We start from the raw sequence: 26,801 nt of genomic DNA, 5'->3' as shown, positions 1-26,801 counted from the left end.
CCTTGGGCTCAGACCGTCGCGGTTTCCAGAACTTCGTCGAGGAGGACCTCAGCCTTGTCCTCGTCGGTGCCCTCCGCGAGCGCGAGCTCGCTGACCAGAATTTGCCGCGCCTTCGCCAGCATGCGCTTCTCGCCGGCTGAAAGTCCGCGGTCCTTCTCTCGCCGCCAGAGGTCGCGCACCACTTCGGCCACCTTGTTCACATCGCCGGAGGCGAGCTTCTCGAGGTTGGCCTTGTACCGACGAGACCAGTTGGTGGGCTCTTCGGTGTGGGGAGCACGCAGAACGTCGAAGACCTTGTCCAGTCCTTCTTGCCCGACGACATCGCGCACGCCTACGATCTCGGCGTTGTCAGCGGGCACGCGAACCGTGAGATCCCCTTGCGCGACTTTGAGGACGAGGTACTTCTTTTCCTCGCCCTTGATCACGCGGGTCTCGATGGCTTCGATGAGTGCGGCACCGTGGTGCGGGTAGACGACGGTCTCTCCGACCTTGAAAACCATGTGTCCTCTGCCCCTTTCGCTGACTCCATCCTAGCACGGGCCGCCAGTGCCCACCTAGCGGGCCGGACTCGTCCTCGCAGGTCAGCGGCCTGAGCGGGGGTTGACAAACGTCGGACCCCCGTGCTCACGCAGGTAGCGGGGAAGCGTTCCGGCAGGTATCGCGAAATCCTTTTTGGACGGTTGATCTTGGGCGCAACGCGGACCGGTTCGGTGCCGGAGATCGACCCCGGCTAGTCTTCGCGGGGACGAGGCCGTGAAAAGGGAAGGACTGCGACGTGAGGCTGCAGAATCGTCGCGTGCTCGGCGCGGGCGTGCTGGCGCTCGGTGCCGCGCTCGTGCTCGCCGGGTGCGGGGCCGGCCAGATCACCCAGACCGACTCGCAGCAGCCCGCTGTCAACGGGACGTACGCCCAGGTCAAGACCATTGTCCTGCGCAACGCCGCGGTGCAGTACCCGACGTCCGGCCCCGGTTACCCGGTCGGCGCGACCCCGGCGCTGACCCTGACGATCGTGAACCAGGGCGCCCAGGACGACTCGCTCGTCTCGGTCACCACCGAGGACGGCACCCAGGCCACCATCGGCGGCTCGAAGGAGGTCGTCGCGGCGCACTCGCTCGTGGTCGGCCCGGACGACGCCGTCGAATCGACCAACGAGGTGCAGACCTCGGCCCCGGCCACGCCGTCCTCGCCGGCTTCGTCGACGCCGACCGCGTCCGGCAGCAGCTCGGCGACCGCCAGCCCGGGCAACCTGACCGCGACCGCCACCTCCGAGGTCCCGTCGTCCGGCCCGGCCGCGACGCCGACCGCGCCGGAGAAGGTCGGCCAGGCCACCGTGACGCTGCCGGCGCTGAAGCAGCCGCTGTGGCCGGGTCAGGTCATCAAGGTCACGTTCGTCTTCAAGAACGCCGGACCGGTCACCGTCGAGCTGCCCGTGGCGGCGCCGGCGCACGCCAAGGAGTAGGTCCCCGGTTTTGTCGGTGGTCGCCGCTAGCCTCGCGGGGTGAAGAAAGGGACCACCTACCGCTGCGGCAGCTGCGGGTACGAAGCGGCCAAGTGGCTGGGCCGGTGTCCGGAGTGCCAGGAATGGGGCTCGTTCGAGGAGCGCGGGGTGCCGGCCAGGCCGGCCATCCAGCGCGTCGCGGCCGGGGCGCCCAGCGCTCCCGCGCGGCCGATCGGCGAAGTCGACGTCGAAGCGGCGCGGGCCCGGCGCACCGGCGTCTCGGAGCTGGACCGGGTGCTCGGCGGCGGCCTGGTGCCGGGCGCGGTGGTGCTGCTCGCGGGTGAGCCGGGCGTCGGCAAGTCGACGCTGCTCCTCGAGGTCGCGTACCAGTGGGCGAAGACGGTCGACCGGTCGTTGTACGTCACCGGCGAGGAGTCCGCGGGCCAGGTCCGGCTGCGTGCGGAGCGGACGGGCAACGTCCACGACCGCATGTACCTGGCCGCCGAGAGCGATCTCTCGGCCATCCTCGGGCACGTCGACGACGTGAAGCCGGGCGTGCTGATCGTCGACTCGGTGCAGACGATGGCGTCCCCGCAGGTCGACGGCTCGCCGGGCGGGGTGACGCAGGTCCGCGCGGTGACGTCCGGGCTGGTCGCGCTGGCCAAGGAGCGCGGGCTGCCGGTGGTGCTGGTGGGGCACGTCACGAAAGACGGCTCGGTGGCCGGCCCGCGCGTGCTGGAGCACCTGGTGGACGTGGTGCTGCAGTTCGAGGGTGACAAGCATTCGACGCTGCGGATGCTCCGCGGCATCAAGAACCGCTTCGGCGCCTCCGACGAGATCGGCTGCTTCGAACTGCAGGAAGAAGGCATCGTCGGGGTCCCGGACCCGTCCGGGCTGTTCCTCAGTCACACGGCGGAGCCGGTCGCGGGCACGGCGATCACGGTGTCGATGGAGGGCAAGCGGCCCCTGCTGGGCGAGGTGCAGGCGCTGGTGTCGTCGACGTCGGCCCCCCAGCCGCGGCGCGCGGTCAGCGGCCTCGATTCGGCCCGGGTGGCGATGGTGCTGGCGGTGCTGGAGAAGCGCGGCGGGCTGAAGCTGGGCGACAAAGACGTGTACACGGCCACGGTCGGCGGCATGAAGATCACGGAGCCGGGCATCGACCTGGCGGTGGTGCTGGCGCTGACGTCTTCGTTCGGCGATGTGGCTTTGTCGCCGCGGCTGGTCTCGGTGGGTGAGGTCGGGCTGGCCGGGGAGATCCGCCGGGTGCCGAGCGTGAGCCGCCGCCTGGCGGAAGCGGCGCGGCTGGGGTTCACGCACGCGCTGGTGCCGCCGGATTCGGGGAAGCCGCCGGCGGGGATCCGGGTGCTGGAGGTGGCCAACGTCGCGGACGCACTGAACGCGGCCAGTCACGCCCGCTGACGTCGGGGCTGGCAGCCCGGGGGTGCCGCCGAAACCGCGGCACCCCCGCCGCTCAGCCCGACGTGCGGGTGATCGCGTACGAGTACAGCGTCTCCGGCGTTGTCTTCAGCACCGGCGGGAGCGGTGTTTCCCGGCTCGTCGTGGCCACCGGCGGCGAGATCCCCGAACTCGGCGAGGTCTGGTTCGTTCTCAGCGGCGTGGTGGTCGTCGGGGTGCCGGGTGGGAAGTCCCAGGCCAGCGGCTGGGCCGTCGTCGGGTCGAGGTAGAAGCGCTGGCCCGTGTCCTTGGCGGCGATCACCGTGGCCGGGCGGCCGTCCGGGGTGTGGCCCGGGGTCTCGAAGATCCCCTCGACATCGGTGAGCGCGTCGCGCAGGGCGAAGCGGACGTCCTTGGGGGCCAGGCCGAGCTCCAGGACCCTCCGAACCATCGTGAGCGACTCCGTGGCGCTGTGCATGCGGCCGTCGTCGGTGGTGTCGATGGTGTCGAACTGCAGGCGCTTGACCAGCGTTCCCCGGTCCGGGACCAGGGAGGCGACCAGCGCGGCGTCGGGGCTCAGCCAGTTCTGGAACGGCGTGTTCCAGTGCGGCAGGGCCGTCCCGGGCACGGACGGCTCGCCGGGGAAGCGGCCGCCCGGGCCGTATTCGTCGGTGGGGGTCTGGTCGACCCGCATCGCCTCGCCGGGGTGGAGTCCCCGCACCGCGCCCGTCGACGACGTGCGGCGGTGCCACAGGTCCTTCGGGTCCGCCGGGATCCACAGCTCCACCTTGCGCTGGACCTGGACCTGCGTGCCGTTGGACGTCTCGGGTACCCAGCTGAGCTTCTGCGCGTAGCGGAACTCGCCCGGCTCCAGCGGGCGGTCCAGGTCGGTGAGGGTCGCCGCCGGGCGGGACGGCTCCGGGGCCGACGGCCGCAGCGACGTCACCACCGCCAGGCCGCCCACCAGCAGGACCACGGCCGCGGCCACCGCGAGCCACCGCCAAGGGGCCTTGCGGGTTTCGGGCGGCGGGGCCTCGGCGCCGCCGGCCGCCGCCATCAGGGTCGCGCGCGCGAACGCCAGCCCGTTCTCGGCGTCGACGTCGCCGTGCAGGTCGGACAAGGCCGCGTCGAGCTCGGCTTCGGACCAGATCTTCCGGACGTTGTCTTCACGCAAGGTCCTGCACCTCCTCTTGGGCCGGGGCGTTCGTCCTGAGCCAGCGTCTGATCCGGTGCAACCGGGAGCGGACCGTACCCGGCGGGATGCCGAGGGCCTCGGCCACCTCCGCCGGTTCGAGCCCGGCCCACGACACCAGCAGCAGCGTGTCGCGGTCGGCCGGGCTGAGCCGTGCCAGCGCGCCGGCCAGCTGCGCCGCCCGGACCTGGGCGTCCACCTGCTCGGCGACGCGGCCGTCGTGGCCCGCGTGGCTCGTTTCGCCGGTGCGGGCCAGCCGCGCCGTGGCCTGCAGCCCGCGCAGCTCGGACCGCACGTGGTGGCGGAGCAGGTTGGTCGCGATGCCGTACAGCCACGACCGGGCCGTGCCCAGCTCCGGCCGGTACGTCTCGCGCCGCCGCAACGCCACCAGGAACGTCTCGGCGACGAGGTCGTTCGCCGGTTCGGGCCCGACGCGGCGGGCGAGGTAGCGGCGCAGCTGCGCGGCGTGGGCGTCGAAGAGCCTGCCGAACGCCTGCCCGGGCTCGGCTCCGCCCAGGTCAGGGCGGTCGTGCCCCCAGATCTCCGATCCCTCGTGGATCACCTGCATGCCCCCAGTTGCCCGCAGCGCGCGCGAGCGTTCACGGGCGAACCTACCTTCGTCGTGATCCGTTCGGGGTGGGTGAGGGACAAACGTCGGACCTTGCCGAGATCATCCACCGGTAAGGCGTTGGCCAACCGGCGCCAAAACTGGGGAAGGAACGTCATGCGCAGATTCCGCCTGGGGTTCGTCACGCTCGTCGCCGCCATGGGGCTCGTCTCGCTGCCCGCGGTCGCCCAAGCCAGTACCGAAGCCGTGCTGAACATCCAGTACCAGGTCCAGGAGACCGGCTACTGGTGCGGCCCAGCGGCCACCCGGATCGCCATGTCCGCGCGCACCGGCAACCTGCCGAGCCAGGCGACGCTCGCCGCCCAGCTCGGCACGACCACCAACGGCACGGACTGGATCGGCCAAGTCACCGGCGTCCTCAACGCAGACCTCGGCACCAGCTGGTACGAGACCAAGGAGATGCCGAACGACCCGCCGACCCAGGCCCAGCGCGACCTGCTGTGGCGGGACATCACGCTCGACATCAACAACGGCTACCCGATCGTGGCGAACATCGTCGCCCCGGCGAACAACCACCCGCCGGGCTACCCGAACTACACGATCTACCACTACTTCACGGTGATCGGCTACGACAGCTCCGACATGACGGTCAAGATCGCCGACCCGGCGAGCTTCGGCGGGAACCAGATCTACTGGCTGAGCTTCGACCAGCTCGCGACGCTGATCCCGCCGAAGGGGTACTCCGCCTAGGCAGCGACAGCAGCCGCAAGGTCGGCCACGGCGAGCTGGAGCCAGGTCGAGTCGTACGAGCTCAACGGGGTGACCTCGGCGCTCGGCGTCGTGGGGTGCGGAGGTCAGGGCCCCGGCGAAGTCGCGCCGGCGAGCGGGTGACCGGCGGCAGAGTCGCCTGGCCGCGTGGTCTCCCGGCGCCGCGGGGATGTCATGAAAGGGTCGTTCATGTCGTCTGGCGAGGTGAACGGCCCTTTCATGACATCGCGGATCGCCGGACCGGCCGCACCGGTCCGACTTTGCCGGGGCCCTGCCCTCAGGTGTCCTGAATGACTCATGCAAGACATCGCGACACCCGTCGGAGCCGGGAGGTGGGTGTCTACTGTGGACTCACCAGATGGGGTGGTCGCTGAACTTCCTGAGCGTCTGCACGCTCGGCCGCACGTAGAACATGCCCGCCAGGAACCCCATCGTCGCGAAGGCCAGCGTCGCGAACACCGTGAGCAGGTCCGGGGCCCGCAGGTCCGGCGTGTCCCGCCACACCCGGAACACGATCGGCACCGCGAAGGACCCGAGGATCAGCACCAGCGTCAGCACGTACGTGAACAGCAGCGCGTGGTGGGCCGACGCGGCGCTCGCCACGACCAGGTAGTCACCCCGCAGGCAGCGCCGGGACGACAGCACCAGCACCGCGATCGCCAGCACGCCCAGCGGGGGCAGCACCGCCGCGGCCTTGCCGAGCAGGGTGTCCGGGAAGGCGTGGCCGTGGACGATGCCCTGCAGGAACGTCGTGAGCCCGAACAGCAGCACCATGCCGGCGATCATCGAGGACCCGACGACCACCGAGCCCCACCGCACCCGGGCGGCGAACCGGGGCGGCAGCGGTACGAACTCGACCTGCCCGAACGTCCCCTGCACCCAGCTCACCTCCGAATGCCGTGAAGGCCACCATAAGGAACTTGTGCTTCCTCAAGGTGGCCTTCACGACAGATTCGGACCGAAAGGGCTAACTCGCCGCCAGCAAGTTGGCGCACCGGATGAGCCCGATGTGCGAATAGGCCTGCGGGTGGTTGCCCAGCGACCGTTCCGCGATCGGGTCGTACTGCTCCGGCAGCAGGCCGGTCGGGCCGGCCGCCGCGACGATCTGGTCGAACAGCTCCTGCGCTTCCGTGCGCCGCCCGGTGAGCAGGTACGCCTCGATCAGCCACGCCGCGCAGATGTGGAACCCGCCCTCACCACCCGGGAGGCCGTCGTCGCGGCGGTAACGGTACACAGTGGACCCACTGCGCAGCTCCGCCTCGATCGCGGTCACCGTGTGCTGGAAGCGCTCGTCGGCCGGGTCGATCAGGCCGGTGAGCCCGACGAACAGCGACGCCGCGTCCAGGTCCGTGCCGTCGTAGGCCGTGGTGAACGCCTGGACCTCGTCGTTCCAGCCGTGCTCCAGGACGTCGGCGGCGATCGCGTCGCGCAGGGGCGGCCACTGGCTCGGCACGTCCCGGCCGTACTGCTCGGCCAGCTTGACCGCGCGGTCGATCGTCACCCAGCACATGACCCGCGAGTAGACCCGGTGGCGCGGCACGTGCCGCTCCTCCCAGATCCCGTGGTCCGGCTCGTTCCAGCGCCGCGTCACGGCTTCCGCCATCGCGCGGACCAGCTGCCAGTCCTCGTCGCGCAGGTCGCCGCGCGCCGCGGCCAGGGTGCCGACCAGCTCGACGACCGGGCCGAAGACGTCCAGCTGGACCTGGTGGTTCGCCAGGTTGCCGACGCGGACCGGGCGCGAACCGGCGTACCCGGGCAGCGACTCGATCACCGCTTCGGCGCCGATCACGCTGCCCGCCAAGGTGTACAGCGGGTGCAGCCGCTCCGGGCCGGCCAGCGTCGCGAGCACGCCGTGCAGCCAGCGCAGGTAGCCCTCGGCCTCCTCGAGCGAGCCCAGGTGCACGAGCTCCCGCACGGTCATCGCGGCGTCGCGGATCCAGCAGTAGCGGTAGTCCCAGTTGCGGACGCCGCCGATCTCCTCCGGCAGCGACGACGTCGCCGCGGCGAGCACGCCGCCGGTGTCGGTGTTGACCAGGCCGCGCAGCGTCAGCGCCGAGCGCAGCACCAGGTCGGTCTGCACCTTCGGCAGCTGCAGCTTCGACGTCCACTCGCTCCAGTAGCGGCCGGCGCGGTCGCGTCGCTCCACTTCGGACAGTTCGTGCGGGCCGAGGTCCGTGGTGCCGCAGCGCAGTTCGAGCACGACCGGCTGGGTCGGCGTCGGCTGCACCAGCGCGGTCGCGGTGTCGTGCAGGCCGTCGGAGGTGATGGTCCACTCGACGCCCGGCGAATAGAGCACGAACGGCTCGGACGTGCCGAGCACCCGCACGCCGCCCTCGGTGACCTCCAGCTTCACCGGCACGCCGCCGAACTCGGGGCGCGGCGCGAACTTGACGCTCGCCGCCGCCTCGCCCGAGATCACGCGGACGAGGTCCGTGCGGTGCTGCGGGCTCTCCGGCTCGAGGTAGTCGGTGACGAGCAGGCGCGACCAGCGCGTCTCCACCGTCATCGTGTTCGGCAGGTAGCGCTGGCCGAGCGGCAGGCCGTTGCGGTGCGGCTTGATGGAGAAGTGACCGGCGCCCTCGCCGCCGAGCAGGTCGGCGAACACGGCGGGCGCGTCCGGCCCGGGGTGGCACAGCCAGGTCAGCTTCGCGTCCGGCGTGACCAGCGCGACCGACCGCTCGTTGGCCAGCATCGACAGCCGCTCGATCGGCGGCGCGGACTCGCCGTACAGCCAGTTCCGGCGTTCCTCCAGCATGAACGCCAGCACCAGTGCGACGTCCACGGTGTCCGGGACGCGGTACCCGGCCAGGGTCTCGCCCTCGCCGACCTTGATGCCGAGGTCCGGGCCGGAGAGGCGGGCGAAGGCCTTCTCGTCGGTGACGTCGTCGCCGAGGAAGATCGCCGCGGTGGCCCCGACCTGGTGGCGCAGGATGTCCAGCGCGCGGCCCTTGTCCGTCTGGACGACCGCGAGCTCGACGACCTCCTTGCCGTCGGTGGTGGACACGCCTTCCCACGTCGACGGTCCGGAGTGGACGGCGGCCAGCACGCGGCGCCCGGCCTCGTGCTCGGCCCGGCGCACGTGCACCGCGATGCTCGCCGGCTTGACCTCCAGCGACACGCCGGGGACGTCCAGCACCAGCTGCTCGAGCTCGGCTTCGAGCCGCCGGTGCAGCTCACGCGCCTTCTCGTCGAGGGCGTGGATGAAGCCGATGTCGAACTCCGAGCCGTGGCTGCCGACGAGGTTCACCTCGGACGGCAGCCGCGACAGCGTGGCGAGGTCGCGCAGCGCGCGGCCGGAGATGACCGCGGTGGTGGTCTCGTGCAGGCCCGCGAGCGATCTGAGGGCGCCGACGGACTCCGGCAGCGGGCGTGCCTCGTCCGGGTTGAGGGTGATGGGTGCCAGCGTGCCGTCGTAGTCGCAAGCGACCAGCAGGCGCGGCGTGCGGGCGATCTGGACGATCGCACGCCGCAGCTCGGCGGGCAGGGCCTCGGCAGTCAACACTCCTCCTCAGGAGCTCGTGCGTGGTCTTTCGGGCTAATCGACCGCCTCGGCACCCAACGCCTGTAGGAAAGAGCGCGCCCAACGATCGACATCGTGCGTGAGGACCTGGCGACGCATGGCGCGCATCCGGCGACGGCCCTCTGCCGGGTCGAGGGTAATGGCAGCCACTAGCGCGTCCTTCACCCCGTCCAGGTCGTGGGGGTTGACGAGGAATGCGCTAGAGAGCTCCGCGGCCGCCCCGGCGAACTCGCTGAGCACGAGCGCACCGCCCAGATCGTGGCGGGCCGCGACGTACTCCTTGCACACGAGGTTCATGCCGTCACGCAGCGGCGTCACGACCATGACGTCCGCGGCGGAGAAGAACGCCGCCAGCTCGGTCCGGTCCACGGACTGGTGCAGGTAGTGCACGACCGGGTGGCCCACCCGGGCGAACTCGCCGTTGATCCGGCCGACCATCTGCTCGATCTCGCCGCGCATCCGCTGGTAGTGCTCGACGCGCTCGCGGCTCGGGGTGGCGAGCTGGACGAACGTGACGTCGTCCGGCTGCAGCCTGCCTTCGTGCAGCAGCTCGTGCAGCGCCTGCAGCCGCAGGTCGATGCCCTTGGTGTAGTCGAGCCGGTCGACGCCGAGGATCACCGTCTTCGGGTTGCCGAGGTCGCGCCGCAGCTGCGCGGCCCGCTCCTGGACGCCCTTCGTGCGGGCGAGGGTGTCGAGGCCGGCGGCGTCGATGGAGATCGGGAAGGCGCCGACCCGGACGGTCCGGTCGCCGACCTGCATGGTGCCCGGCCGCGACCGCACGCCGACCGCGCCGCGCGTCGACTCGAGGCCGATCAGCTGGCGGCACAGCCAGAGGAAGTTCTGCGCGCCGCCGGGGCGGTGGAAGCCGACGAGGTCCGCGCCGGTCAGGCCGCGGATGATCGCGGCGCGCCACGGCATCTGCATGAACAGCTCGACCGGCGGGAACGGGATGTGCAGGAAGAAGCCGATGCGCAGGTCCGGTCTGAGCTCGCGCAGCATCGCCGGCACCAGCTGCAGCTGGTAGTCCTGGATCCACACGGTCGCGCCCGGCGCGGCGACGTCGGCGCTGGCCTGGGCGAAGCGGCGGTTCACCTTGACGTAGCTGTTCCACCACACGCGGTCGAACACCGGGCGCTCGACGACGTCGTGGTAGAGCGGCCAGAGGGTGGCGTTGGAGAAACCTTCGTAGTAGTCGCGGACTTCGTCGGCGCTCAACGAAACCGGGTGGAGCACGAGCCCGTCGTCGTCGAACTCCTCGACGTCGACGTCGGGCACGCCCGGCCAGCCCACCCAGGCGCCCTTGCGGGACCGCAGGAACGGCTCCAGCGCGGAGACGAGCCCGCCCGGGCTGGCCGTCCAGCGGCGCTCGCCGTCCGTCGTGCGTTCCAGGTCCACCGGTAGCCGGTTCGCCACCACGACGAAATCGGCCTGGTTCCCGTTCTCCTTCGGTTCACCCACGTCGACTGCTCCTCGCGTTCTGGGTCGCGGCCCCAGGGTGAAACCCTATCGCGTGAGCGATGAACAGCCGGTGACCGCTGCGTTACTCCAAGCTTCGTTCGGTCGGTTCGAGCGGGCCGGCCATGCGTGGCCCGGCGAACCGGCGCTCCAGCCTGCCCAGGCCGGTGCGGACCGGCTGGGCGAGCCATTCCCCGAGTACCACGCCCGCTGCCAGCGCAAGCCCGATCGCGACGGCCGTCATGAGCGTCGAGATGTTGCCGCCCGGCTCGACGCCGATTTGGTACAGACCACGGTAGGTCGAAAGGCCCGGAAGCAGCGGAGTGATCCCGGACACGGCGACCACCAGTGGAGTAACGCCGAGCCGCCGCGCGAGCACACCACCGCAGAACCCGACGAGCGTGGCGGCGATCGCGGACGAGCTGACGCCGTCCAGCTGGGCGAGCATGAGCGACCCGTAGACGGCGGCGCCGATGCCCCCGGCGGCCGCCGCGACCAGCATCGCGCGCATCTTCGAGTAGCTGGCGAGTGCGAAGCAGGCGGCCGCGCCGGCCCCGCCGAGCACGACCATCGGCAGCTGCAGCGCGGTCGACGTCGGCACGTCGGGCAGCGGCGTCCGCGGCAGGCCGAGCATGACGGCGATCCGCAGGGCGAGCACGACCCCGGCGATCAGGCCGGCCGACATCAGCGCGGTCTCCATGGTGCGGCCGGCGGCGGTGACGTTGTAGCCGGTGATGGCGTCCTGCACCGCGGAGACGGTGGAGAGCCCGGACAGCAGCACGGTGACCGCGGCGGCGACCACCAGCGTCGGTTTGTCGGTGGTCAGGACGTTCATGCTGACGATGGCCATCGCCGAGAGCGTCGCGACCAGGCCCCCGATGACCTGCTGGAAGAAGAAGGGCAGGCCGTAGCGGTTCACGAACCGCCCGATCCGGTCGATGACGCCGGAGATGACGAAGGCGACGAGCGCGATGTCCAGGCCGCCCCCGAGCAGCAGGGTGATGAACGCGGCGACGCCACCCCAGGCCAGCGTCGCGATCCAGCGCGGGTAGGGGTGCGGCGCCGACGTGATCCGCTCGAGCTCGGTCTGCGCCTGCTCGGCCCCCATGTGCCCGCGCACGATCTTCCGGACGAGCTTCTCGGTCTCGGTCAGCCGCGTGTAGTCGAGGCTCCGGCTCCGCACGACGCGCAGCGCGGTGACCGGCGCGAGCTCGGTCCCGCGGTGGCAGGTCACGGTGATCGACGTGAAGATGACGTCGACCTCGCAGTGCGGCAGCCCGAGCGCCCCGGCGATGGCGATGATCGTGGCGGTGACGTCCGAGGCACCGGCCCCGCTCGCCATCTGGACCTCACCGATGCGCAGGGAGAGGTCGAGCACGAAGTTGACGGTGGTCTCGTCGGGCAGCTGCGGCCCCATCGCCGCATCGGTCTCGACGGCGGGCAGCTCCCCGGTCGGCGCCTCGAGCACGTGCCACGGCCGGTGCTTGAGCAGGTTCGGCCGATGGACCTTCGGCCGCTGTTCGGGCGGCTCGAGCAGGGGCCATCTGGCCGCCCTGCCCCCGTTGGCGCGCTCGTTGATCTTCATGATCCATCCACCTCCTCGCTCTGCTCCTCCCGGACCATCGACGCCGGTGTGGTGATCGTTGCAGTGGCGTTGACCACGTTCCTCCATAGTGGCCTGGAGCTGGGGACGGTGCCTATCGGACGGATCTCGGGAGCAGGCCGATACACTGTGGCTGGCGCTTCGGTGCCAGGCCGCTATAGCTCAGCTGGTAGAGCATCTGTCTTGTAAACAGAAGGTCAGGGGTTCGAGCCCCCTTGGCGGCTCTCTTTTCCTTCCCGGTGGGGCCGATCGGCGCAGTCGCACGCTGCGGTCGGTCCGGCGGCGCGGCGACGTCATGAACGACTCTTTCATGGCGTCTGGCGAGGTGAACGACTCTTTCATGACATTGCGGCCCGGTGGTCCGTCCGGGTGATCACCACGCCGGTCCCCAAACCGGCGGCCCCGTCCGCGTGTGGTGGCTGTGGTTCACCCGCATCCACTCACCGCGAAGGACGTTTCATGCGAGGGATTTCTCGATTCGGTACCACCGTGGGAACCGCGGCGGCGCTCACCTTGGCGGCGGCGGGAGCCGCGTCGGCCGCACCGTCCGTCTTCGTCGCGAAGGCCGTACACAGCGGTGGCGCCGGTGCGACCGCCGTGTCCGCCACAGGGAGCTTGGACTGGTCCACCTCCCTGAAGACGGTCACCTTGGCCAACGTCAAGCTCTTCGTCAAAGGTGGTGAGTGCGGGCACCTGCTGATCGCCGGCTACCAGAATCCGATCGGCACCGTCAGCCAGACTGCCGAAGTCGCGGGCGGGATCCAGGAGCTCGAAGTCTTCGCGGTGGACGACAGCCACGACGTCACCGGGTACGCCGACTGCTACCAGGTCTCGTCCGTCTGCTTGACCGGGCAGTTCTGACCTCGGCATCCGCCGAACGGCCGCTACCCCCGTTCCCGGAACCGGCATACAGTCCCGCCAGGCCCATTCTGGGGGTCCTTGGGGGGAACAACATGGCCGTGTCACGTTCGCTCGCGCTCGTCGTGGCCTTGGTCGCCGGGCTCGTCACCACCGGTGGCACCGCGGCGCAGGCCGCCGTCACGTCGCCCGCCTCCAGCTTCACCGCCGTGCAGCCGACGCGGTTCCTCGACACCGTTCGCGGGGTCGGGGTGCCCGTCGGGCCGGTGGGGGCCAAGACCACCGTCACCGGCAGCGCCGCCTCGCTGGCGCCCGTCAACAGCACCGCGGTGGTCGTCAACCTCTGGGTCGAGGGGCCGACCGCGGACTCCGCCGTCACCGCCTTCACGCACGGGCAGGCGCGGCCGGCGCTGCCCAGCCTGCGGGTGCAGGCGGGCAAGCGGCGGTCCAACCAGGTCACCGTGCAGGTCGGGGCGGATCGGACCGTCGACTTCTACAACGAGGCCGGGTCGGTCCACCTCATCGCCAGCATCGTCGGCTACTACACGACCGACGCCGGCTCGCGCTACACGCCGGTCAGTCCCTCGCGGCTGCTGATCGACTGGCTCGGGAACGGCACCACGACCAAGCTCAGCCTGGTCGACGAGGTGCCCGCGACCGCCACCGCCGTGACGTTCGCCTTGACGCTGACCAACCCGTCCGCGGCCACCTACGCCACGGTGTTCCCGCACAACACGCCGCGGCCGACCATGGCCAACGTCGCCGCCTACCCCGGTGGGCAGGGGACGAACCTGGTCACCGTCAAGATCGGCGCGGACCGCTCCATCGACTTCTACAACCTCGCCGGCCAGGTCGAGTCGTACGCCGACCTCGTCGGCTTCTACGCCACCGACTACGGCGCCTACTTCACCCCGGTCGCCCCGGAGCGGGTGCTGGACAGCCGCAGCGGGCTCGGGACGTGGGACGGCGCGCCGCGGAAGATCGGCGCGAACAGCGACATCTCCTACCGGCTGCAGCCGTCGATCCCCTCGAACGCGCTCGCCGTCGCCCTCAACGTGACCGGCTACTCGGCCACCGCGACCACGGCCATCACGGCGTGGGACCGGCCGTCGACCAGCCAGCCCGACCCGGGCCTGTCCCTCACACCAGGGCAGACCGTCTCGGTGGCGGCCGCGCCCGTCGTGTCCCAGGTCGGGCCGGCGGTCAGCGCCTCCTACGACACGGACCGGGCGGTCTACGTCCACAACCGCGCCGGCACCGTCGACGTGACGGCCGACCTCTACGGCTACTTCACCCTGCCGCTCGCCGACTGCTTCAACCAGTGTGTGTCGACCTGGAGCAGCTACTCCTGGCAGCAGGGCACCGGGTACATCGGGACGCCGAAGACGATGGCCGGGCTGAGCGACGTCGTCGCCATCGCCGACTCCATCTCGCACGGGTACGCGCTGCGCATCGACGGCACCGTCCGGGCCTGGGGCCACAACTGGACCGGCGAACTGGGCAACGGCTGGTTCAGCGGGGCCTCTCCCGCGCCGGTCCCGGTCGTCGGGCTCACCTCGGTCACGGCCGTCGCGGCGGGCGACAACGAAGGGTTCGCCCGGCGCTCCGACGGCACCGTGTGGCGGTGGGGGCAGAACGTCGACGCGCCGGTGCAGGTCGCCGGCCTCACCGGGGTCACCGCCATCGCCGCCGCGCGGGACACCGCGTACGCGCTGAAGTCCGACGGCACCGTCTGGGCCTGGGGCAGCAACACCCGCGGCGAGCTGGGCAACGGCTCCACCGCGGCGAGCTCCGCCACGCCGGTGCGCGTCGCCGGCCTCAGCGGCGTCCAGTCCATCAGCAGCGGCGACGGCTACAGCGCGTACGCCGTCAAGACCGACGGCACCGTGTGGGCGTGGGGCGACAACACCCACAACGAGCTCGGCAACGGCGTCACGTGCACCACGTCGAGCTGTGTGTCCCGCACCCCGGTGGCGGTGTCCGGCCTGACCGGGGTCACCGCCGTGACCGGCAACTGGTCGGGCGCGTACGCGCTGCGCGCCGACGGCACCGTCGTCGCCTGGGGCGCCAACGACCGCGGCCGGCTCGGCAATGGCGTGAGCTGCGAATCGACGGACACCAGCCCGAACTGCACGTCGGCGGTGCCGGTCGCGGTGCGCGACCTCACCGGGGTGAAGGCGCTCGGGATCTTCGGCGGCGGCGGGTACGCCGTCAAGTCCGACGGGACGGTCTGGGGCTGGGGTGACAACTACGAACTCGAGCTGGGGCAGGGCGTCACGGCGTACCCGTGGTGGGCCACGGTTCCGGTGCGGGTCCCCGGCCTCGGCCGCGTCAAAGCCGTCGCGAGCGGCCTCGCTCTGGGAGAGTGACGCCATGACCGCGACGTACACCTTGGAAACGCCGGAAGCCGACATCGTCTACGACGTCCACGGCCCGGCGTCCGGCGGACGGCCGCTGCTCCTGGTCGGGCAGCCCATGGCCGCCGACGGCTTCGGCTCGCTGGCCGCGCAGTTCCCCGACCGGACGGTGGTCACCTACGACCCGCGCGGGATCGGGCGCAGCGTCCGCAAGGACGGCCGCGAGGACCACGTGCCCGACGTCCAGGCCGGCGACCTCCACGCCGTGATCCAGGCGCTCGGCGGCGGTCCGGTCGACGTGTTCGCCAGCAGCGGCGGCGCGGTCGCCGCGCTCGCGCTCGTCGCGGCGCACCCGGAAGACGTCAGCACGCTCGTCGCCCACGAACCGCCGCTGGCCGGGTTGCTGCCCGACGCGGCCGCGGCCGACCGGGCCGGCCGGGAGATGCGGGACGCGTACCAGGCCGGCGGTTTCGGTGCGGGGATGGCGGCGTTCATGAAGCTCGCGTCGTGGCAGGGCGAGTTCACCGACGACTACTTCGCGCTCCCGCCGGCGGATCCCGCCCAGTTCGGCCTGCCCACCGAGGACGACGGCCGCCGCGACGACCCGCTGCTGTCCGACCGCTCCCTGGCGGTCACGGCCTTCCGCCCCGACTTCGCCGCGCTGACGGCGGCCCCGACGCGGATCGTCATCGGTGTCGGCGAGGAGTCCATCGACGAGATGACCGGCCGCGCCGGCCTCGCCACGGCCGCGGCGCTGGGTCAGGAAGCGACGGTCTTCCCCAGCCACCACGGTGGTTTCCTGGGCGGGGAGCACGGTTACGCCGGGAAGCCGGAGGCCTTCGCCGCGAAGCTGCGCGAGGTGCTCGGCGGCTCCGCGTAGCCGACCTTCGGTGGTGCCGGTCCGGTGATTTCGCCGGGAAATGAATCGCGCGGAAGATCATTTGTTCGGTTTGCTCTGAATGGTGCAATGCCCACCCACCCCGGGTTACCCTGCTGTATGCGGGTTGACCTGGGGTGACGACCGCGGGTAACCTTCTTGCGGCACAAGTCGATCTACGAATGTGTCACCTGGGGTGGTGGTCAATGGGGGATCCCGGTTTCCGGTGACCGCAGTGCATTTCCGGAATTCGGGGAATCGACGCGCGGAGTTTCATCTGGGGGATGATCCGGTGTTGCTGCAATTCAAACTGCTCGGCCCGTTGTGCGTGTTGTCCGATGAGCGGGACATCACCCCGAGCGCGCCCAAGCTCAGGGAGATCCTCGCGCTGCTGATCGTGCGCGCGAACCAGTTCGTCTCGACCACCGACCTCGTCGACGAGGTGTGGGGCGCGGACCCGCCGCGCAGTGCCCAGGTGACCGTGCAGACCTACATCCACCGGCTCCGGAAGTCGTTGTTCCCCCGGGAATCCGGCCACGAGCCGGCCGGGCTGCACACCGGGTGGCACGGCTACCGGCTGGAGATCGCCGCCGAGGCCGTGGACAAGATCCAGTTCGAGCAGATGGCGCAGCGGGGCAGCGTCGCGCTCGAGGAGGGTGACCCGGCCGAGGCCACCGAGCTGCTGCGGCACGCGTTGCGGCTGTGGCGGGGCCCGGCGATGAGCGACGTCGAGACGGGGGAACTGCTCAGCGCCTACGCCGTGCGGCTGGAGGAGGGGCGGCTGCGCGCGCTGGAGGGGCGCGTCGAGGCCGACCTGCAGCTGGGCAGGCACCGCGGGCTGGTGAGCGAGCTCAAGGAGCTGACCATGACCCAGCCCCTCCACGAGGGGTTCCACGGCCAGCTGATGCTCGCCCTGCACCGCTGCCAGCGCCGCGACGAAGCCCTCGACGTCTACCGGCGGTTCCGCGGCAGGCTCGTCGAGGAGCTGGCCCTCGAACCGTCGCCCGACCTGCAGCGCCTGCACCGCTCGCTGCTGACGGCGGAAACCGAGCCCCGCCCGGCGCCCGAGGTGCCCGCCGAACGGGTGCAGGTCGACGCGCCCGCCCAGCTGCCCAACGACATCGCCGACTTCACCGGCCGGACCGAGCTGCTCGGTTCGGCCGTGCGGTGGCTTTCCCCCGCCGAACGCACCGACGAAGGACTGCGGATCGTGTCGGTGATGGGCATGCCGGGGGTCGGCAAGTCGGCGTTCGCGGTGCGCGTCGCGCACCGGCTGCGGCCGGCCTTCGGGGACGGGCAGTTCTACGCCCGGTTCGGGCCGGCCGACGCCGGCCCGAAGGAGGTGCTGGGCCAGTTCCTGCGCGCGATCGGCGTTCCCCCCGAGCGGCTGCCGGACAGCGTCGAGGAGCGCGCGACGATGTTCCGCTCCTGGAGCGTCGACCGCAACGTGCTGGTCGTGCTGGACGACGTCACCTCGGACGCCGACGTGCAGCCGCTGCTGCCCGCCGGCCCGCGGTGCGCCGTCGTCGCGACCGCCTGCTCCGGCCTGCAGGGGCTGGCCGGCACGCACACGATCGACCTCGAACCGCTCACCGCCGGGGAAAGCTTCGAGATGCTGTCGGTGATCGTCGGCCGGGAGCGGATCGCCGCCGAACGCGACGACGCGCTCGGCCTGGTCGGGTTGTGCGGGCACCTGCCGCTCGCGGTGCGCTGCCTCGGCGCGCGGCTGCGGTCGGTGCCCGGCTGGCCGGTGCGGAACATGCGACGGCACCTGGAAAGCAGCACCCGCCCGCTGGACCTGCTGCAGTTCAACCGGCTCGACGTCCGGTCGCGGCTGGCCGGCAGCTACCGCACGGTGCCCGCGCCGGCGCAATCGGCGTTCCGGCTGCTGCCGACGCTGGGGACGGGCCCGTTCTCGGCCGAGGACGCGGCACCGCGGCTCGACTGCTCGCCGAAACGCGCCGAGGCCCTGCTGGCCCGGCTGGTCGGGCACGGCCTGCTGCGCATCCGGCCGGACGGCGCGGGCGGTGGCCCGGTGCGGTTCGAGTTCCACCCGATCACCCGGTGCTACGCCGAGGAATTGCTGGCGAAGGACAACCCGGCGCCGCACCTCTGGCCCGGGTACGTGCGCGAGGTGCTGGAGGTCCGCGAGGAGGGCTGAGCGGGCGCTCCCTGGTCGCGTCGAGGTGCTGTCGAGGCGGGTTCGAGCCGCGGTCGACAGGCTCGGCGGCAGCCGAATGACCAGATGGAGGCCAGCATGTGCGGTATCGCCGGGTGGGTGGACTTCGGGCGTGATCTGTCCGGGGCGGGCGCCACGATCGATGCGATGAACGAAGCCCAGAAGCACCGGGGTACCGACGCCCGGGGGGTCTGGTGCGCCGCCAACGTCGCCATCGGGCACACCCGGACCTCGGTGATCGACCTCGCCGGCGGCATCCAGCCGATGCACGCGGAGGAGGACGGCCGCACCATCGCCGTGCTGACCTACTCCGGGGAGGTCTTCAACTTCCAGGAGCTGCGCGGCGAGCTCGAACGGCGCGGGCACCACTTCCGCACCCGCAGCGACACCGAGGTCGTGCTGCGCTCCTACCTCGAATGGGGCGCCGACTGCGGCAAGCACCTCGAAGGCATGTACGCCTTCGGGGTCTGGGACCTGCGCACCCAGACCCTGCTGCTGGTCCGCGACCGGTTCGGCATCAAGCCGCTGTTCTACAGCCTCCAGCCGGACGGCGTCATCTTCTCGTCCGAGCCGAAGGCGCTGCTGACGCACCCGCTGACGAAGGCGACCGTCGACCTCGACGGGCTGCGCGAGGTGTTCTCCACCGCCAAGCGGCCCGGCGAAGCCGTCTTCCGCGACCAGGACCAGCTGCGCCCCGGCCACACCCTGTCGATCAGCCAGGGCCGCGTGATCGACCGGACGTACTGGGAGCTGGCCGCCACCGAGCACACCGACGACCTGCCCAACACCATTTCGCACACCCGGCAGCTGCTGGAGGACATCGTCCTCGGCCAGCTGACCGCCGACGTCCCGCTGTGCACCCTGCTCTCCGGTGGTCTCGACTCCAGCGCGGTCACCGCCGTCGCCGCGAGCTGGCTGCGCAAGAACGGCGAACGCGTCCGCAGCGTCACCACCACCTACGTCGGCTACAGCGAGAACTTCAAGCCGGACGACACCCGCGACACCGCGGACGGCCCGTTCGCCGACGAGCTGGCCCAGCACGTCGGCGCCGAGCACCTGCACCTCGTGCTCGACACCCGGGACCTGATGGACCCGGAGGTCCGGCTGGCGGCGCTCACCGCGCAGGACATGCCGACCACCGCGGGCGACATGGACGCGTCGCACCTGCTGATGATGCGCGCCACCCGCGAGCACTCGGTCGTCGCGCTGACCGGCGAAGTCGGCGACGAGGTCTTCGGCGGGTTCCGCTGGATGCACGACGAAGAGCTGGTCCGCTCGGGCACGTTCCCCTGGATCGCCAACGAAAAGCGGGTGCCGGGCTGCGTCAAGGGCCAGGGCCGCGGGCTGTTCGACGACGGCTTCCTGAAGAAGCTCGACATGGACACCTACTACCGCGAAGTGTTCGCGCAGGCGCAGCGGGAAACACCGCACCAGGACGGCGAAAGCGAGTACGAAAGCCTGATGCGGACGGTCCGCTACGTCAAGCTGATGCGCTGGCTGCCGATGCTGCTCGAACGCGGCGACCGGCTGGCCGCGGCGTGCGGGCTCGAGGCGCGGCTGCCGTTCCTCGACCACCGGCTGGTCGAGTACATGTACAACACGCCGTGGTCGTACCAGTCCTTCGACGGCCGTGAGAAGAGCATCCTGCGCGCGGCGGTGAAGGACCTGCTGCCGGCGTCGGTCGTCGAGCGGCGCAAGGCGCCCTACCCGGTCACCCAGGACCCGGCCTACACCGAGGCGCTGCACGCGCTGCTCGCCGAGACGCTGGCCGACCCGGCCGCGCCGATCCGGCCACTGCTGGACCAGCGGGCCGTCGAAGAGGTCTACCGGCACCCCAAGGGTGTTTCGCAGGACTGGCCGAGCCGGATGAACGTGGAAATGGTGCTGCAGATGAACACCTGGCTCCGGCACTACGGCATCACCCTCGACATCTGAGCCCGCCACCCGCGGAAAGGAGCAAGCCCGATGACGCAGACCGAGCCGAAGCCGGTCCCGATGACCCGGCGGTGCCCGCTGGCCCCGCCCGACGAATACGCGCAGCTGCGCGAAGAAGCCCCGGTGAGCGAGGTGGCCCTGCCGGACGGCAACACCGGCTGGCTCGTCACGCGCTTCGAGGACGTCACCGCCGTGCTGGTGCACCCGGAGGTGAGCGCCCAGCGGAAGTTCCAGACCTCGGTCACGTCGGTCACCCTCAGCCCCGAGGAGTACCTGGCGTCCGGGTTCGGGGTGTCGTTCATCGGGATGGACCCGCCGGACCACACGCACTACCGCAAGCTGATGACCGGCATGTTCACCGTGAAGCGGCTGCGGGCGCTGGTGCCGCGGATCGAGAAGATCGTCGACGACCAGCTCGACGTCCTGCTCGACGCCGGTTCGCCCGCCGACCTGATCCGCGAGTTCGCGCAGCCGGTGCCGTCGCTGGTGATCTGCGAGCTGCTCGGGATGCCGTACGAGGACAGCAAGCTCTACCAGGACCGGACGCACGTCATCATGAGCCTCGAGCGCACGAAGGAGGCGCTGCTCGACGCCATGACCGGGATGTCGGACGACATGCGCGCGCTCGTCCACGAGAAGCGGGCGAACCCGGACGGCAAGCTGATCAGCAACCTCATCGAAGCCGTGCCCGACGACGGCGTCCCGCTCACCGACGACGAGCTGGTGGCCATCGGGAACCTGATGATGATCGCGGGGTACGAGACCACCGCGAACATGATCGGCCTCGGCGCGCTGACCCTGCTGCACTACCGCGACCAGTGGGAAACCCTGTGCCGGCAACCGGATCTGGCCGAGCGGGCGGTCGAAGAGATCCTGCGCTACCTCACCGTCGGCCCGTTCTGCCTGCCGCGCACGGCGAAGACGGACTTCGAGCTCGGCGGCAGGCAGATCCGCGCCGGCGACCCGCTGCTGCTGTCGACCGAATCGGCCAACTGGGACCCGGCGCAGTTCGAGGACCCCGAGCGGTTCGACATCACCCGCAAGCCCAAGCGGCACGTCGGGTTCGCCTACGGCGCGCACCAGTGCCTGGGCCAGGAGCTGGCGCGCATCGAGATGCGGATCGCCTTCGCGAAGCTCGCGCAGCGGATCCCCCAGCTGCGGCTGGCGGTACCGCTGGAGTCCGTGCGGATGCGCACGGACATGCAGATCTACGGTGCGCACGAGGTGCCGGTCGCCTGGTGAGCCCGTGAAGCGGTGGCGGACGCGCCGCCGGCCCTTGTCGCTCGCACCGGCCGCCGGCCGGTGCGAGCTTTTTTGTGCCCGTGGCCGGGTCGGCGGGCCTCGGCTGTACCCGCGGATGAGCTGGTTAGCTCGCTGTTCGACTTAATCAAACAGGTAGTTGACACAGTGCGCCGCCTCCTTGATTATGAGGAGGACGAGTTGCACTGTGGGAAAAGGAGTACGTCGTGGAGAAGCATCCGCTCAGGTGGTGGGCGCTCGCCGTCGCCGTCCTGGCCGTCCTCGTGGACATGATCGACAACCAGATCGTGGCGGTGGCGCTACCGACCATCCAGCGGGAGCTCGGGACGGGCGATTCGGCGCTGCAGTGGATCTCGGCCGGCTACGCGCTGGGGTTCGCGCTCACCCTGATCACCGGCGGCAGGCTGGGTGACCGGCACGGCACCAAGAAGCTGTTCCTGGCCGGCATGGTCGTGTTCACCGGCGCTTCGCTGGCGGCCGGGCTCGCCGGGCACGTCGGGGTGCTGATCGCGGCGCGCGTGGTCCAGGGCGTCGGGTCCGGGCTGATGGTGCCGCAGGTCCTGTCGTTCATCCACTCGGAGTTCGACGAGAAGGAACGCCCGAAGGCGATGACCTTCTACGCGGGCGCGTTCCCGATCGGCGGCCTCGCCGGCCCGCTGCTGGGCGGCGTGCTGACCCAGGCCAACCTGTTCGACACCGGCTGGCGCGCGATCTTCCTGGTCAACCTGCCGATCGGCGTGCTCGCCCTGATCGGCGCGCTGATCACCATGCCGAGCCGGCCCGGGTTCTTCCGGCACCGCATGGACTTCGGCGGCCTGCTGCTGCTGACCGCCGGGCTGTTCGCGATCTTCTACCCGCTGGTGCAGGGGCGGGAGCTGGGCTGGCCGACCTGGTCGATCGTGCTCATGGTCGCCGCTGTCCCGGTGTTCGCGGTCTTCGCGGTGCACCAGCGGCTGCTGGCCAAGCGCGGCGGCGAGCCGCTGGTCCCGCCCGCGTTGCTGAAGTACCGCAGCCTGTCCGGCGGCCAGGCGGTCATGCTGTGCATCAACACCGCGGTCGGCGTGTTCTTCATCCTGACCCTGCACCTGCAGCTGGGCCTCGGGTTCTCGCCCCTGGCGGCGGCGCTGACCTTCGCGCCCTCGACGATCGGCATCGTCGTCGGCAACGTCCTGGGCATGCAGCTGGCGCCGAAGCTCGGCCGCGCGTTCACCGCCGCGTCCATCGTGGTGCTGCTGGCCAGCCTGGTCGCGATCGCGGTCGTCGTCCAGGTGCTGGGCCACGACCTGAACGTGTGGGCGCTGCTCGCCCCGGTGATCGGCTTCGGGCTCGGCATGGGCGCGGTGCTGAACTCGCTGTTCGGCGTGTCGATGTCGGAGATCCAGATGCAGCAGGCCGGCGCCGCGTCCGGGCTGGTGAACACCACCGTCCAGCTCGGCACCGCCACCGGTATCGCGCTGTTCGGCACGGTGTTCTTCTCGCGGCTGGGCAACGGGTTCGAGTCCGCGACGGTCAGCGCGATCGCGGTCAGCGTCGGCGTGCTGGTGCTGGCGCTGCTGTTCACGACCGCGCTGCCGGGCAAGAAGAACGCGGCGGCCCCGGCCGGCGCGGCCGCCGGCGAGCACGCGGGAGCGTCGGCGCGATGACCGGATCGGGCACCCTCGAGACTCCGGTGCTGATCGTCGGAGGCGGCATCACCGGCCTGTCCACGGCGCTCTTCCTGGCCCGGCTCGGGGTTCGCCCGATCCTGGTCGAACGTCACCCCTCCACCGCCGTGCTGCCCCAGGCGCGGGCGTTCAACCCGCGCTCGATGGAGATCTACCGCGCGCTGGGGCTCGCGGCGGCCATCCGGGACCGGACGTCGATCCTCACCGACATGCCCGACATGATCGGGGTGGAAACGCTGGCCGGGCAGGAGCACTTCCGCTTCGACGTGCTCGCCAAGGCCCGCCCGCCCGCGTCCCTCAGCCCGGCGGAATGGGAGATGATCGACCAGGACGAACTGGAACGGATCGTGCGCGCCCGTGCCGAGGACGGCGGCGCGGACGTGCGGTTCGGCACCGAACTGGTCGCGCTGACCGACGGCGCCGACGGTGTGTCGGCGGTCGTGCGCGACCTGGGAACCGGGTTCCACCACCGGATCCGCGCCGAGTACGTGGTCGCCGCCGACGGCCACCGCGCCGGGATCCGGGAGCGGCTCGGGATCGCGGCCGACGGCCCCGGCGTGCTGCTGCGGGTGGTGAACTTCGTCTTCGACGCCGACCTCGGTGCCGCGCTGCAGGGCCGCCGGTTCCTGCTGGCCTACCTGGACCGGCCGGCGAAGGGCTCGACGCTGATCCCGCTGCGGGAGTTCGGCCGGTGGGCGCTCGCCGTGCCGTACCGGCCCGAACTGGGCGAGAGCGCGGCGGACTTCACCGACCGGCGCTGCGTCGAGGCGGCCCGGCAGGCGATCGGGATCCCGGACGCCGACGTCCGGCTCGTCCCGTCGATGCCGGGGTCGGACCGGATCGTTTCGACCACCACGATCGGCGGCTGGGTGGCGCGCGCCTACCGGGCGGGGCGGGTGTTCTTCGCCGGCGACGCGGCGCACGTCGTCCCGCCGTCGGGGTCCTACGGCGCGAACACCGGCATCGCCGACGCGCACAACCTGGCGTGGAAGCTCGCCGCCGTGCTGACGCAGGGGGCGGGCGAGGCACTGCTCGACACCTACGAAGACGAGCGGCGGCCGGTCGCCCGGCTGACCTTGGACAGCGCGATGCGGCTGCTGCACGACCGCCACGAAGGCGCGGGACACACCACGAAGATCGACGACCTCGCGATGATCTTCGGCTACCGCTACACCTCGGCGGCGGTGCTCGCCGGGGCCGCGGGCGCGGGCCGCCGCCCGGTCGAAGACCCCCGCGTCCCCACCGGTGAACCGGGCCTGCGGGCCCCGCACGTCCGGCTGGAGCAGGGCGGCAGTCCACTGTCCACACTGGACTTGTTCACCGGCGCCTTCACGGTGCTGGCCGGCCCGGCGGGCGTCGGCTGGGTCGCGGCGGCCAAGGCGGCCGCGGCCGCGCTCGGCCTGGAGCTGAACGTGCACCGCGTCGGCTTCGAGTTCGACGACCCGGAAGACCGCTGGGCCGAGGTGTACGGCGTCACCCCGAGCGGCGCGGTCCTCGTCCGGCCGGACGGGTTCGTCGCGTGGCGGGCGGGCGAGCTGCCCGGGGACCCGGAGCACGACCTGCGCGACGCGCTGAGCCGGGTGCTCGCGCTCAGCGGGGAAGGCCGCCAATCCGCCTGCTGACCGGCCCGGGGCGCGTCGGCTCCGGTTCGGCCACCACGTTCTTGGGAGCACGAGTTGTGCGCATCGCGCGATGGGGAATCCGCCCGGCCGTCGTACCCGGCCGCGCCGGACGAGGTGCGGTGGCTGCCGGTCACGGCGGAAGGCTGCGATGACGACCGGTTCGCCGGTCCGGGCGTGCGCGCCCTGCACCGCGCCGCCGCCGTCACCACGGTCCCCGAAACGGTGGTGCTGACGGCGCCCGTCCCGCACTGGCGGGAGCTGGCCCGGCGGCCCGACCCGCTGGCCGGGTACGCGGACCTGGTCGAGGAGCCGGTGTCGGTGCGGGCCTGGTGGCCGCGGGCCGGGCAGCCGGACGTGCCGATCGGGCCGGTGTTCCACAACCTCGGCCCGGGCACGGTCGCCGAAGGGATGCTCGAGCTGATCGGCCGGGCGGAGGACGGGCCGCGGGGGTTCCCGCGGCTCGCGTTCGCGGTGCAGCGCTTCACGGCGGCCGAGGCGACCGTGCTCGCGCAGGCCGCGCCCGACGGCGAACGCGTGCGGCTGCAGGCGTTCCTCGGCCTCGCCGAGCAGCTCGCCGAGCCCCTGCACCCCGACCTGGTCGTGCTGGCCGGTCCGCTGCTCGCCGTCCACGAGTACCGCGTGGCGGACAAACCGACGGCCACGCTCGCCGCGGCCGGGGGCACCCGGACGGTCGCAACCCCCGAGCTGCGGCGGCGCGCGCCGGTGCTGCGGGTGGCGGCGTTGCAGGAGATCGCCACGCTCACCGTCGCGGTGGCGCGCCGGCTCGACGGCCCGGTCGCCACCGAGTTCGCCGTCGCCGGCGGGAAACCGCTGCTGCTGAGCTGCCGGCCCCGGCCGTGAACGGCGCCGAGTTCGACGCGGTGTTCCGGCCGGTCCGGGCGGCCGGCGCGGCCGAGGAGACCCGGGAGCGGCTGCTGCAGCTGGTGCGCCTCGGTGTCTTGGGGGCGGGGGCGCGGCTGCCGCCGGAACGCGAGCTCGCCGAGCGCCTGGCGGTCAGCCGCATGACGCTGCGGGAGGCGTTGCGAGCGCTCGCGGTCGCGGGCTACGTCGAATCGCGGCGTGGCCGCTACGGCGGCACGTTCGTCGCGGGCGAGCTGCCGGCGCCGCGGCGGGCCGAGCGCCCGAGCGCCGGAGAGCTGGACGACCTCCTGCGCCTGCGACGCGTGGTCGAACCGGGCGCGGCCGAGCTGGCGGCCGCCCGCCCGCTCAGCTCGGCGGCCCGCCGTCACCTCACCGGCACGTTCGCCGAGGCGGAGGCGGCGGCCCCGGCCGAGTACCGGCGCCGCGACTCCCGCCTGCACCTGGCGATCGCGGAGGTGACGGCGTCCGGCGCGCTGACGACGGCGGTCGCGGACGTCCGGGTCCGGATCGCCTGGCTGCTCGACGAGGTTCCGCTGACCCGGCGCGAGCGTTCGGACGCCGAGCACGCGGCCATCCTGGAGGCGATCCTGGCGGGCGACCCGGCGGCCGCGCGGGCGGCGATGGCCGTGCACGTCGAGGGCACGGCTTCGCTGCTGCGGTCGCTGTTGCCGGGACGGTGAACCTGCGGGTGCTTCGGGCGTTTCCGCTGGCGGGCCTGGCGCTGGGGTGGTGCGCGGCCGGCGAGCTGCGATCAGGGCCGGCGCGGTGGTGGGCCGGTCCGGCACCTGGGCAACGGGAGCGCGGGCTTCGCGCCGAGATGGTGGTGCGGCGGTTGGTGTCGTGGTGGTGCGCAGAGTGGGGACGGGTGCCGGAGCGGTGGTGGGCACGCTCCGGCACCCGGGCAACGGGGGCGCGGCCGGCGAGCAGCGGTCGGCGGCGCCGGGTGGCGGCCGGTGCCGGAGCGGTGGGCACGCTCCGGCTTCCGGGAAACGGGGCGTGGGCCTGGCGCTGGGGTCGTGGTGCGCAGCCGGCGAGCTGCAGCCGGGGCGCCGTGGTGGGGATGGGTGCCGGAGCGGTGGGCACACTCCGGCTTCCGGGAGGCGGGGGCGCGGGCCTGGCGCTGAGGTGGTGCGCAGCCGACGGAGCTGCAGCCGGGGCGGTGGTGGTGCACAGAGTGGGGACGGGTGCCGGAGCGGTGGTGGGCACGCTCCGGCACCCGGGCAACGGG

Annotated in this window: 20 protein-coding genes and 1 tRNA gene; 14 read left to right on the top strand and 7 right to left on the bottom strand. The window is 71.8% G+C overall.

The genetic code is table 11. The features are described 5' to 3' along the window. Positions 1–8: 8 nt before the first annotated feature. Positions 9–500: a CarD family transcriptional regulator gene (locus EIY87_RS14400; protein WP_004559016.1), complete on the bottom strand. Its 492-nt coding sequence runs from the start codon at positions 498–500 to the stop codon at positions 9–11. 275 nt (positions 501–775) lie between these two features. On the opposite strand from EIY87_RS14400, the gene EIY87_RS14395 reads away from it, so the two are divergent. Both EIY87_RS14395 and radA read left to right on the top strand, forming a co-directional pair. After that, entirely contained in the window at positions 776–1,459 is a 684-nt protein-coding gene (locus EIY87_RS14395) for a copper chaperone PCu(A)C (RefSeq protein ID WP_125308205.1), read from the top strand. A 39-nt stretch (positions 1,460–1,498) separates the two neighbouring features. Next, on the top strand, positions 1,499–2,857 hold the full coding sequence (gene radA, locus EIY87_RS14390) for a DNA repair protein RadA (RefSeq protein WP_125308204.1): 1,359 nt from the start codon (positions 1,499–1,501) through the stop codon (positions 2,855–2,857). Between the two features lie 52 nt (positions 2,858–2,909). Here the strand turns inward: radA and EIY87_RS14385 are convergent, their stop codons facing one another. Both EIY87_RS14385 and EIY87_RS14380 read right to left on the bottom strand, forming a co-directional pair. Continuing rightward, positions 2,910–4,007 (bottom strand): hypothetical protein, encoded by a 1,098-nt coding sequence (locus tag EIY87_RS14385; RefSeq protein WP_125308203.1) that lies wholly within the window; start codon positions 4,005–4,007, stop codon positions 2,910–2,912. Further along, entirely contained in the window at positions 4,000–4,593 is a 594-nt protein-coding gene (locus tag EIY87_RS14380) for an RNA polymerase sigma factor (RefSeq protein WP_125308202.1), read from the bottom strand. The genes EIY87_RS14385 and EIY87_RS14380 overlap by 8 nt, the downstream gene beginning before the upstream one ends. Before the next feature lie 156 nt (positions 4,594–4,749). Between EIY87_RS14380 and EIY87_RS14375 the strand changes: the two genes are divergently transcribed. Beyond that, positions 4,750–5,343 carry a C39 family peptidase gene (locus EIY87_RS14375; RefSeq protein WP_125308201.1) on the top strand — a complete coding sequence of 198 codons (594 nt, stop codon included), beginning with the start codon at positions 4,750–4,752 and terminating at the stop codon, positions 5,341–5,343. Positions 5,344–5,712: 369 nt separating this feature from the next. Here the strand turns inward: EIY87_RS14375 and EIY87_RS14370 are convergent, their stop codons facing one another. The 4 genes from EIY87_RS14370 to EIY87_RS14355 form a co-directional block, all read right to left on the bottom strand. Further along, the gene (locus EIY87_RS14370; RefSeq protein ID WP_125309747.1) at positions 5,713–6,240 is read right to left on the bottom strand and encodes a hypothetical protein; all 528 of its coding nucleotides are present in this window, start codon (positions 6,238–6,240) and stop codon (positions 5,713–5,715) included. 88 nt (positions 6,241–6,328) lie between these two features. After that, entirely contained in the window at positions 6,329–8,860 is a 2,532-nt protein-coding gene (gene otsB, locus EIY87_RS14365; protein WP_191984091.1) for a trehalose-phosphatase, read from the bottom strand. A gap of 36 nt (positions 8,861–8,896) precedes the next feature. Beyond that, positions 8,897–10,339 carry an alpha,alpha-trehalose-phosphate synthase (UDP-forming) gene (locus tag EIY87_RS14360; RefSeq protein WP_125308199.1) on the bottom strand — a complete coding sequence of 481 codons (1,443 nt, stop codon included), beginning with the start codon at positions 10,337–10,339 and terminating at the stop codon, positions 8,897–8,899. A gap of 82 nt (positions 10,340–10,421) precedes the next feature. Further along, complete coding sequence (locus EIY87_RS14355; protein ID WP_125308198.1) at positions 10,422–11,921, bottom strand: threonine/serine exporter family protein; 1,500 nt, start codon at positions 11,919–11,921, stop codon at positions 10,422–10,424. A 169-nt stretch (positions 11,922–12,090) separates the two neighbouring features. On the opposite strand from EIY87_RS14355, the gene EIY87_RS14350 reads away from it, so the two are divergent. From EIY87_RS14350 to EIY87_RS14300, 11 genes are all read left to right on the top strand, one after another. Continuing rightward, a tRNA-Thr gene (locus EIY87_RS14350) sits at positions 12,091–12,163 on the top strand. Between the two features lie 265 nt (positions 12,164–12,428). Next, on the top strand, positions 12,429–12,800 hold the full coding sequence (locus EIY87_RS14345; protein ID WP_125308197.1) for a hypothetical protein: 372 nt from the start codon (positions 12,429–12,431) through the stop codon (positions 12,798–12,800). Positions 12,801–12,892: 92 nt separating this feature from the next. Further along, positions 12,893–15,166 (top strand): RCC1 domain-containing protein, encoded by a 2,274-nt coding sequence (locus EIY87_RS14340; RefSeq protein ID WP_125308196.1) that lies wholly within the window; start codon positions 12,893–12,895, stop codon positions 15,164–15,166. Positions 15,167–15,170: 4 nt separating this feature from the next. Next, positions 15,171–16,034, top strand: coding sequence for an alpha/beta fold hydrolase (locus EIY87_RS14335; RefSeq protein WP_125308195.1), 864 nt, complete (start codon positions 15,171–15,173; stop codon positions 16,032–16,034). Between the two features lie 292 nt (positions 16,035–16,326). Then, complete coding sequence (locus EIY87_RS14330) at positions 16,327–18,192, top strand: AfsR/SARP family transcriptional regulator (RefSeq protein WP_158641303.1); 1,866 nt, start codon at positions 16,327–16,329, stop codon at positions 18,190–18,192. A gap of 84 nt (positions 18,193–18,276) precedes the next feature. Then, positions 18,277–20,145 carry an asparagine synthase (glutamine-hydrolyzing) gene (gene asnB, locus EIY87_RS14325; RefSeq protein ID WP_318531889.1) on the top strand — a complete coding sequence of 623 codons (1,869 nt, stop codon included), beginning with the start codon at positions 18,277–18,279 and terminating at the stop codon, positions 20,143–20,145. Positions 20,146–20,175: 30 nt separating this feature from the next. After that, a complete protein-coding gene (locus EIY87_RS14320; protein ID WP_125308192.1) occupies positions 20,176–21,387 on the top strand; it encodes a cytochrome P450 in 1,212 nt (403 codons plus the stop codon). Positions 21,388–21,611: 224 nt separating this feature from the next. Then, positions 21,612–23,048: an MFS transporter gene (locus EIY87_RS14315; RefSeq protein ID WP_125308191.1), complete on the top strand. Its 1,437-nt coding sequence runs from the start codon at positions 21,612–21,614 to the stop codon at positions 23,046–23,048. After that, the gene (locus EIY87_RS14310; RefSeq protein ID WP_125308190.1) at positions 23,045–24,691 is read left to right on the top strand and encodes an FAD-dependent oxidoreductase; all 1,647 of its coding nucleotides are present in this window, start codon (positions 23,045–23,047) and stop codon (positions 24,689–24,691) included. The genes EIY87_RS14315 and EIY87_RS14310 overlap by 4 nt, the downstream gene beginning before the upstream one ends. Before the next feature lie 54 nt (positions 24,692–24,745). Beyond that, positions 24,746–25,552: a PEP/pyruvate-binding domain-containing protein gene (locus EIY87_RS14305; RefSeq protein ID WP_125308189.1), complete on the top strand. Its 807-nt coding sequence runs from the start codon at positions 24,746–24,748 to the stop codon at positions 25,550–25,552. After that, positions 25,549–26,253 (top strand): FadR/GntR family transcriptional regulator, encoded by a 705-nt coding sequence (locus tag EIY87_RS14300; RefSeq protein WP_125308188.1) that lies wholly within the window; start codon positions 25,549–25,551, stop codon positions 26,251–26,253. The genes EIY87_RS14305 and EIY87_RS14300 overlap by 4 nt, the downstream gene beginning before the upstream one ends. Positions 26,254–26,801 lie beyond the last annotated feature (548 nt).

This window comes from Amycolatopsis eburnea, assembly GCF_003937945.1.
Taxonomy (GTDB): Bacteria; Actinomycetota; Actinomycetes; order Mycobacteriales; family Pseudonocardiaceae; genus Amycolatopsis; species Amycolatopsis eburnea.
This window is presented reverse-complemented; position numbering and strand designations above follow the sequence as displayed.

Coding starts and splice junctions, on each gene's coding strand:
- EIY87_RS14400 (WP_004559016.1), bottom strand. CDS start 500: ATGGTTTTCAAGGTCGGAGAGACCGTCGTCTACCCGCACCACGGTGCC.
- EIY87_RS14380 (WP_125308202.1), bottom strand. CDS start 4,593: ATGCAGGTGATCCACGAGGGATCGGAGATCTGGGGGCACGACCGCCCT.
- EIY87_RS14375 (WP_125308201.1), top strand. CDS start 4,750: ATGCGCAGATTCCGCCTGGGGTTCGTCACGCTCGTCGCCGCCATGGGG.
- EIY87_RS14355 (WP_125308198.1), bottom strand. CDS start 11,921: ATGAAGATCAACGAGCGCGCCAACGGGGGCAGGGCGGCCAGATGGCCC.
- EIY87_RS14340 (WP_125308196.1), top strand. CDS start 12,893: ATGGCCGTGTCACGTTCGCTCGCGCTCGTCGTGGCCTTGGTCGCCGGG.
- EIY87_RS14335 (WP_125308195.1), top strand. CDS start 15,171: ATGACCGCGACGTACACCTTGGAAACGCCGGAAGCCGACATCGTCTAC.
- asnB (WP_318531889.1), top strand. CDS start 18,277: ATGGAGGCCAGCATGTGCGGTATCGCCGGGTGGGTGGACTTCGGGCGT.
- EIY87_RS14320 (WP_125308192.1), top strand. CDS start 20,176: ATGACGCAGACCGAGCCGAAGCCGGTCCCGATGACCCGGCGGTGCCCG.
- EIY87_RS14310 (WP_125308190.1), top strand. CDS start 23,045: ATGACCGGATCGGGCACCCTCGAGACTCCGGTGCTGATCGTCGGAGGC.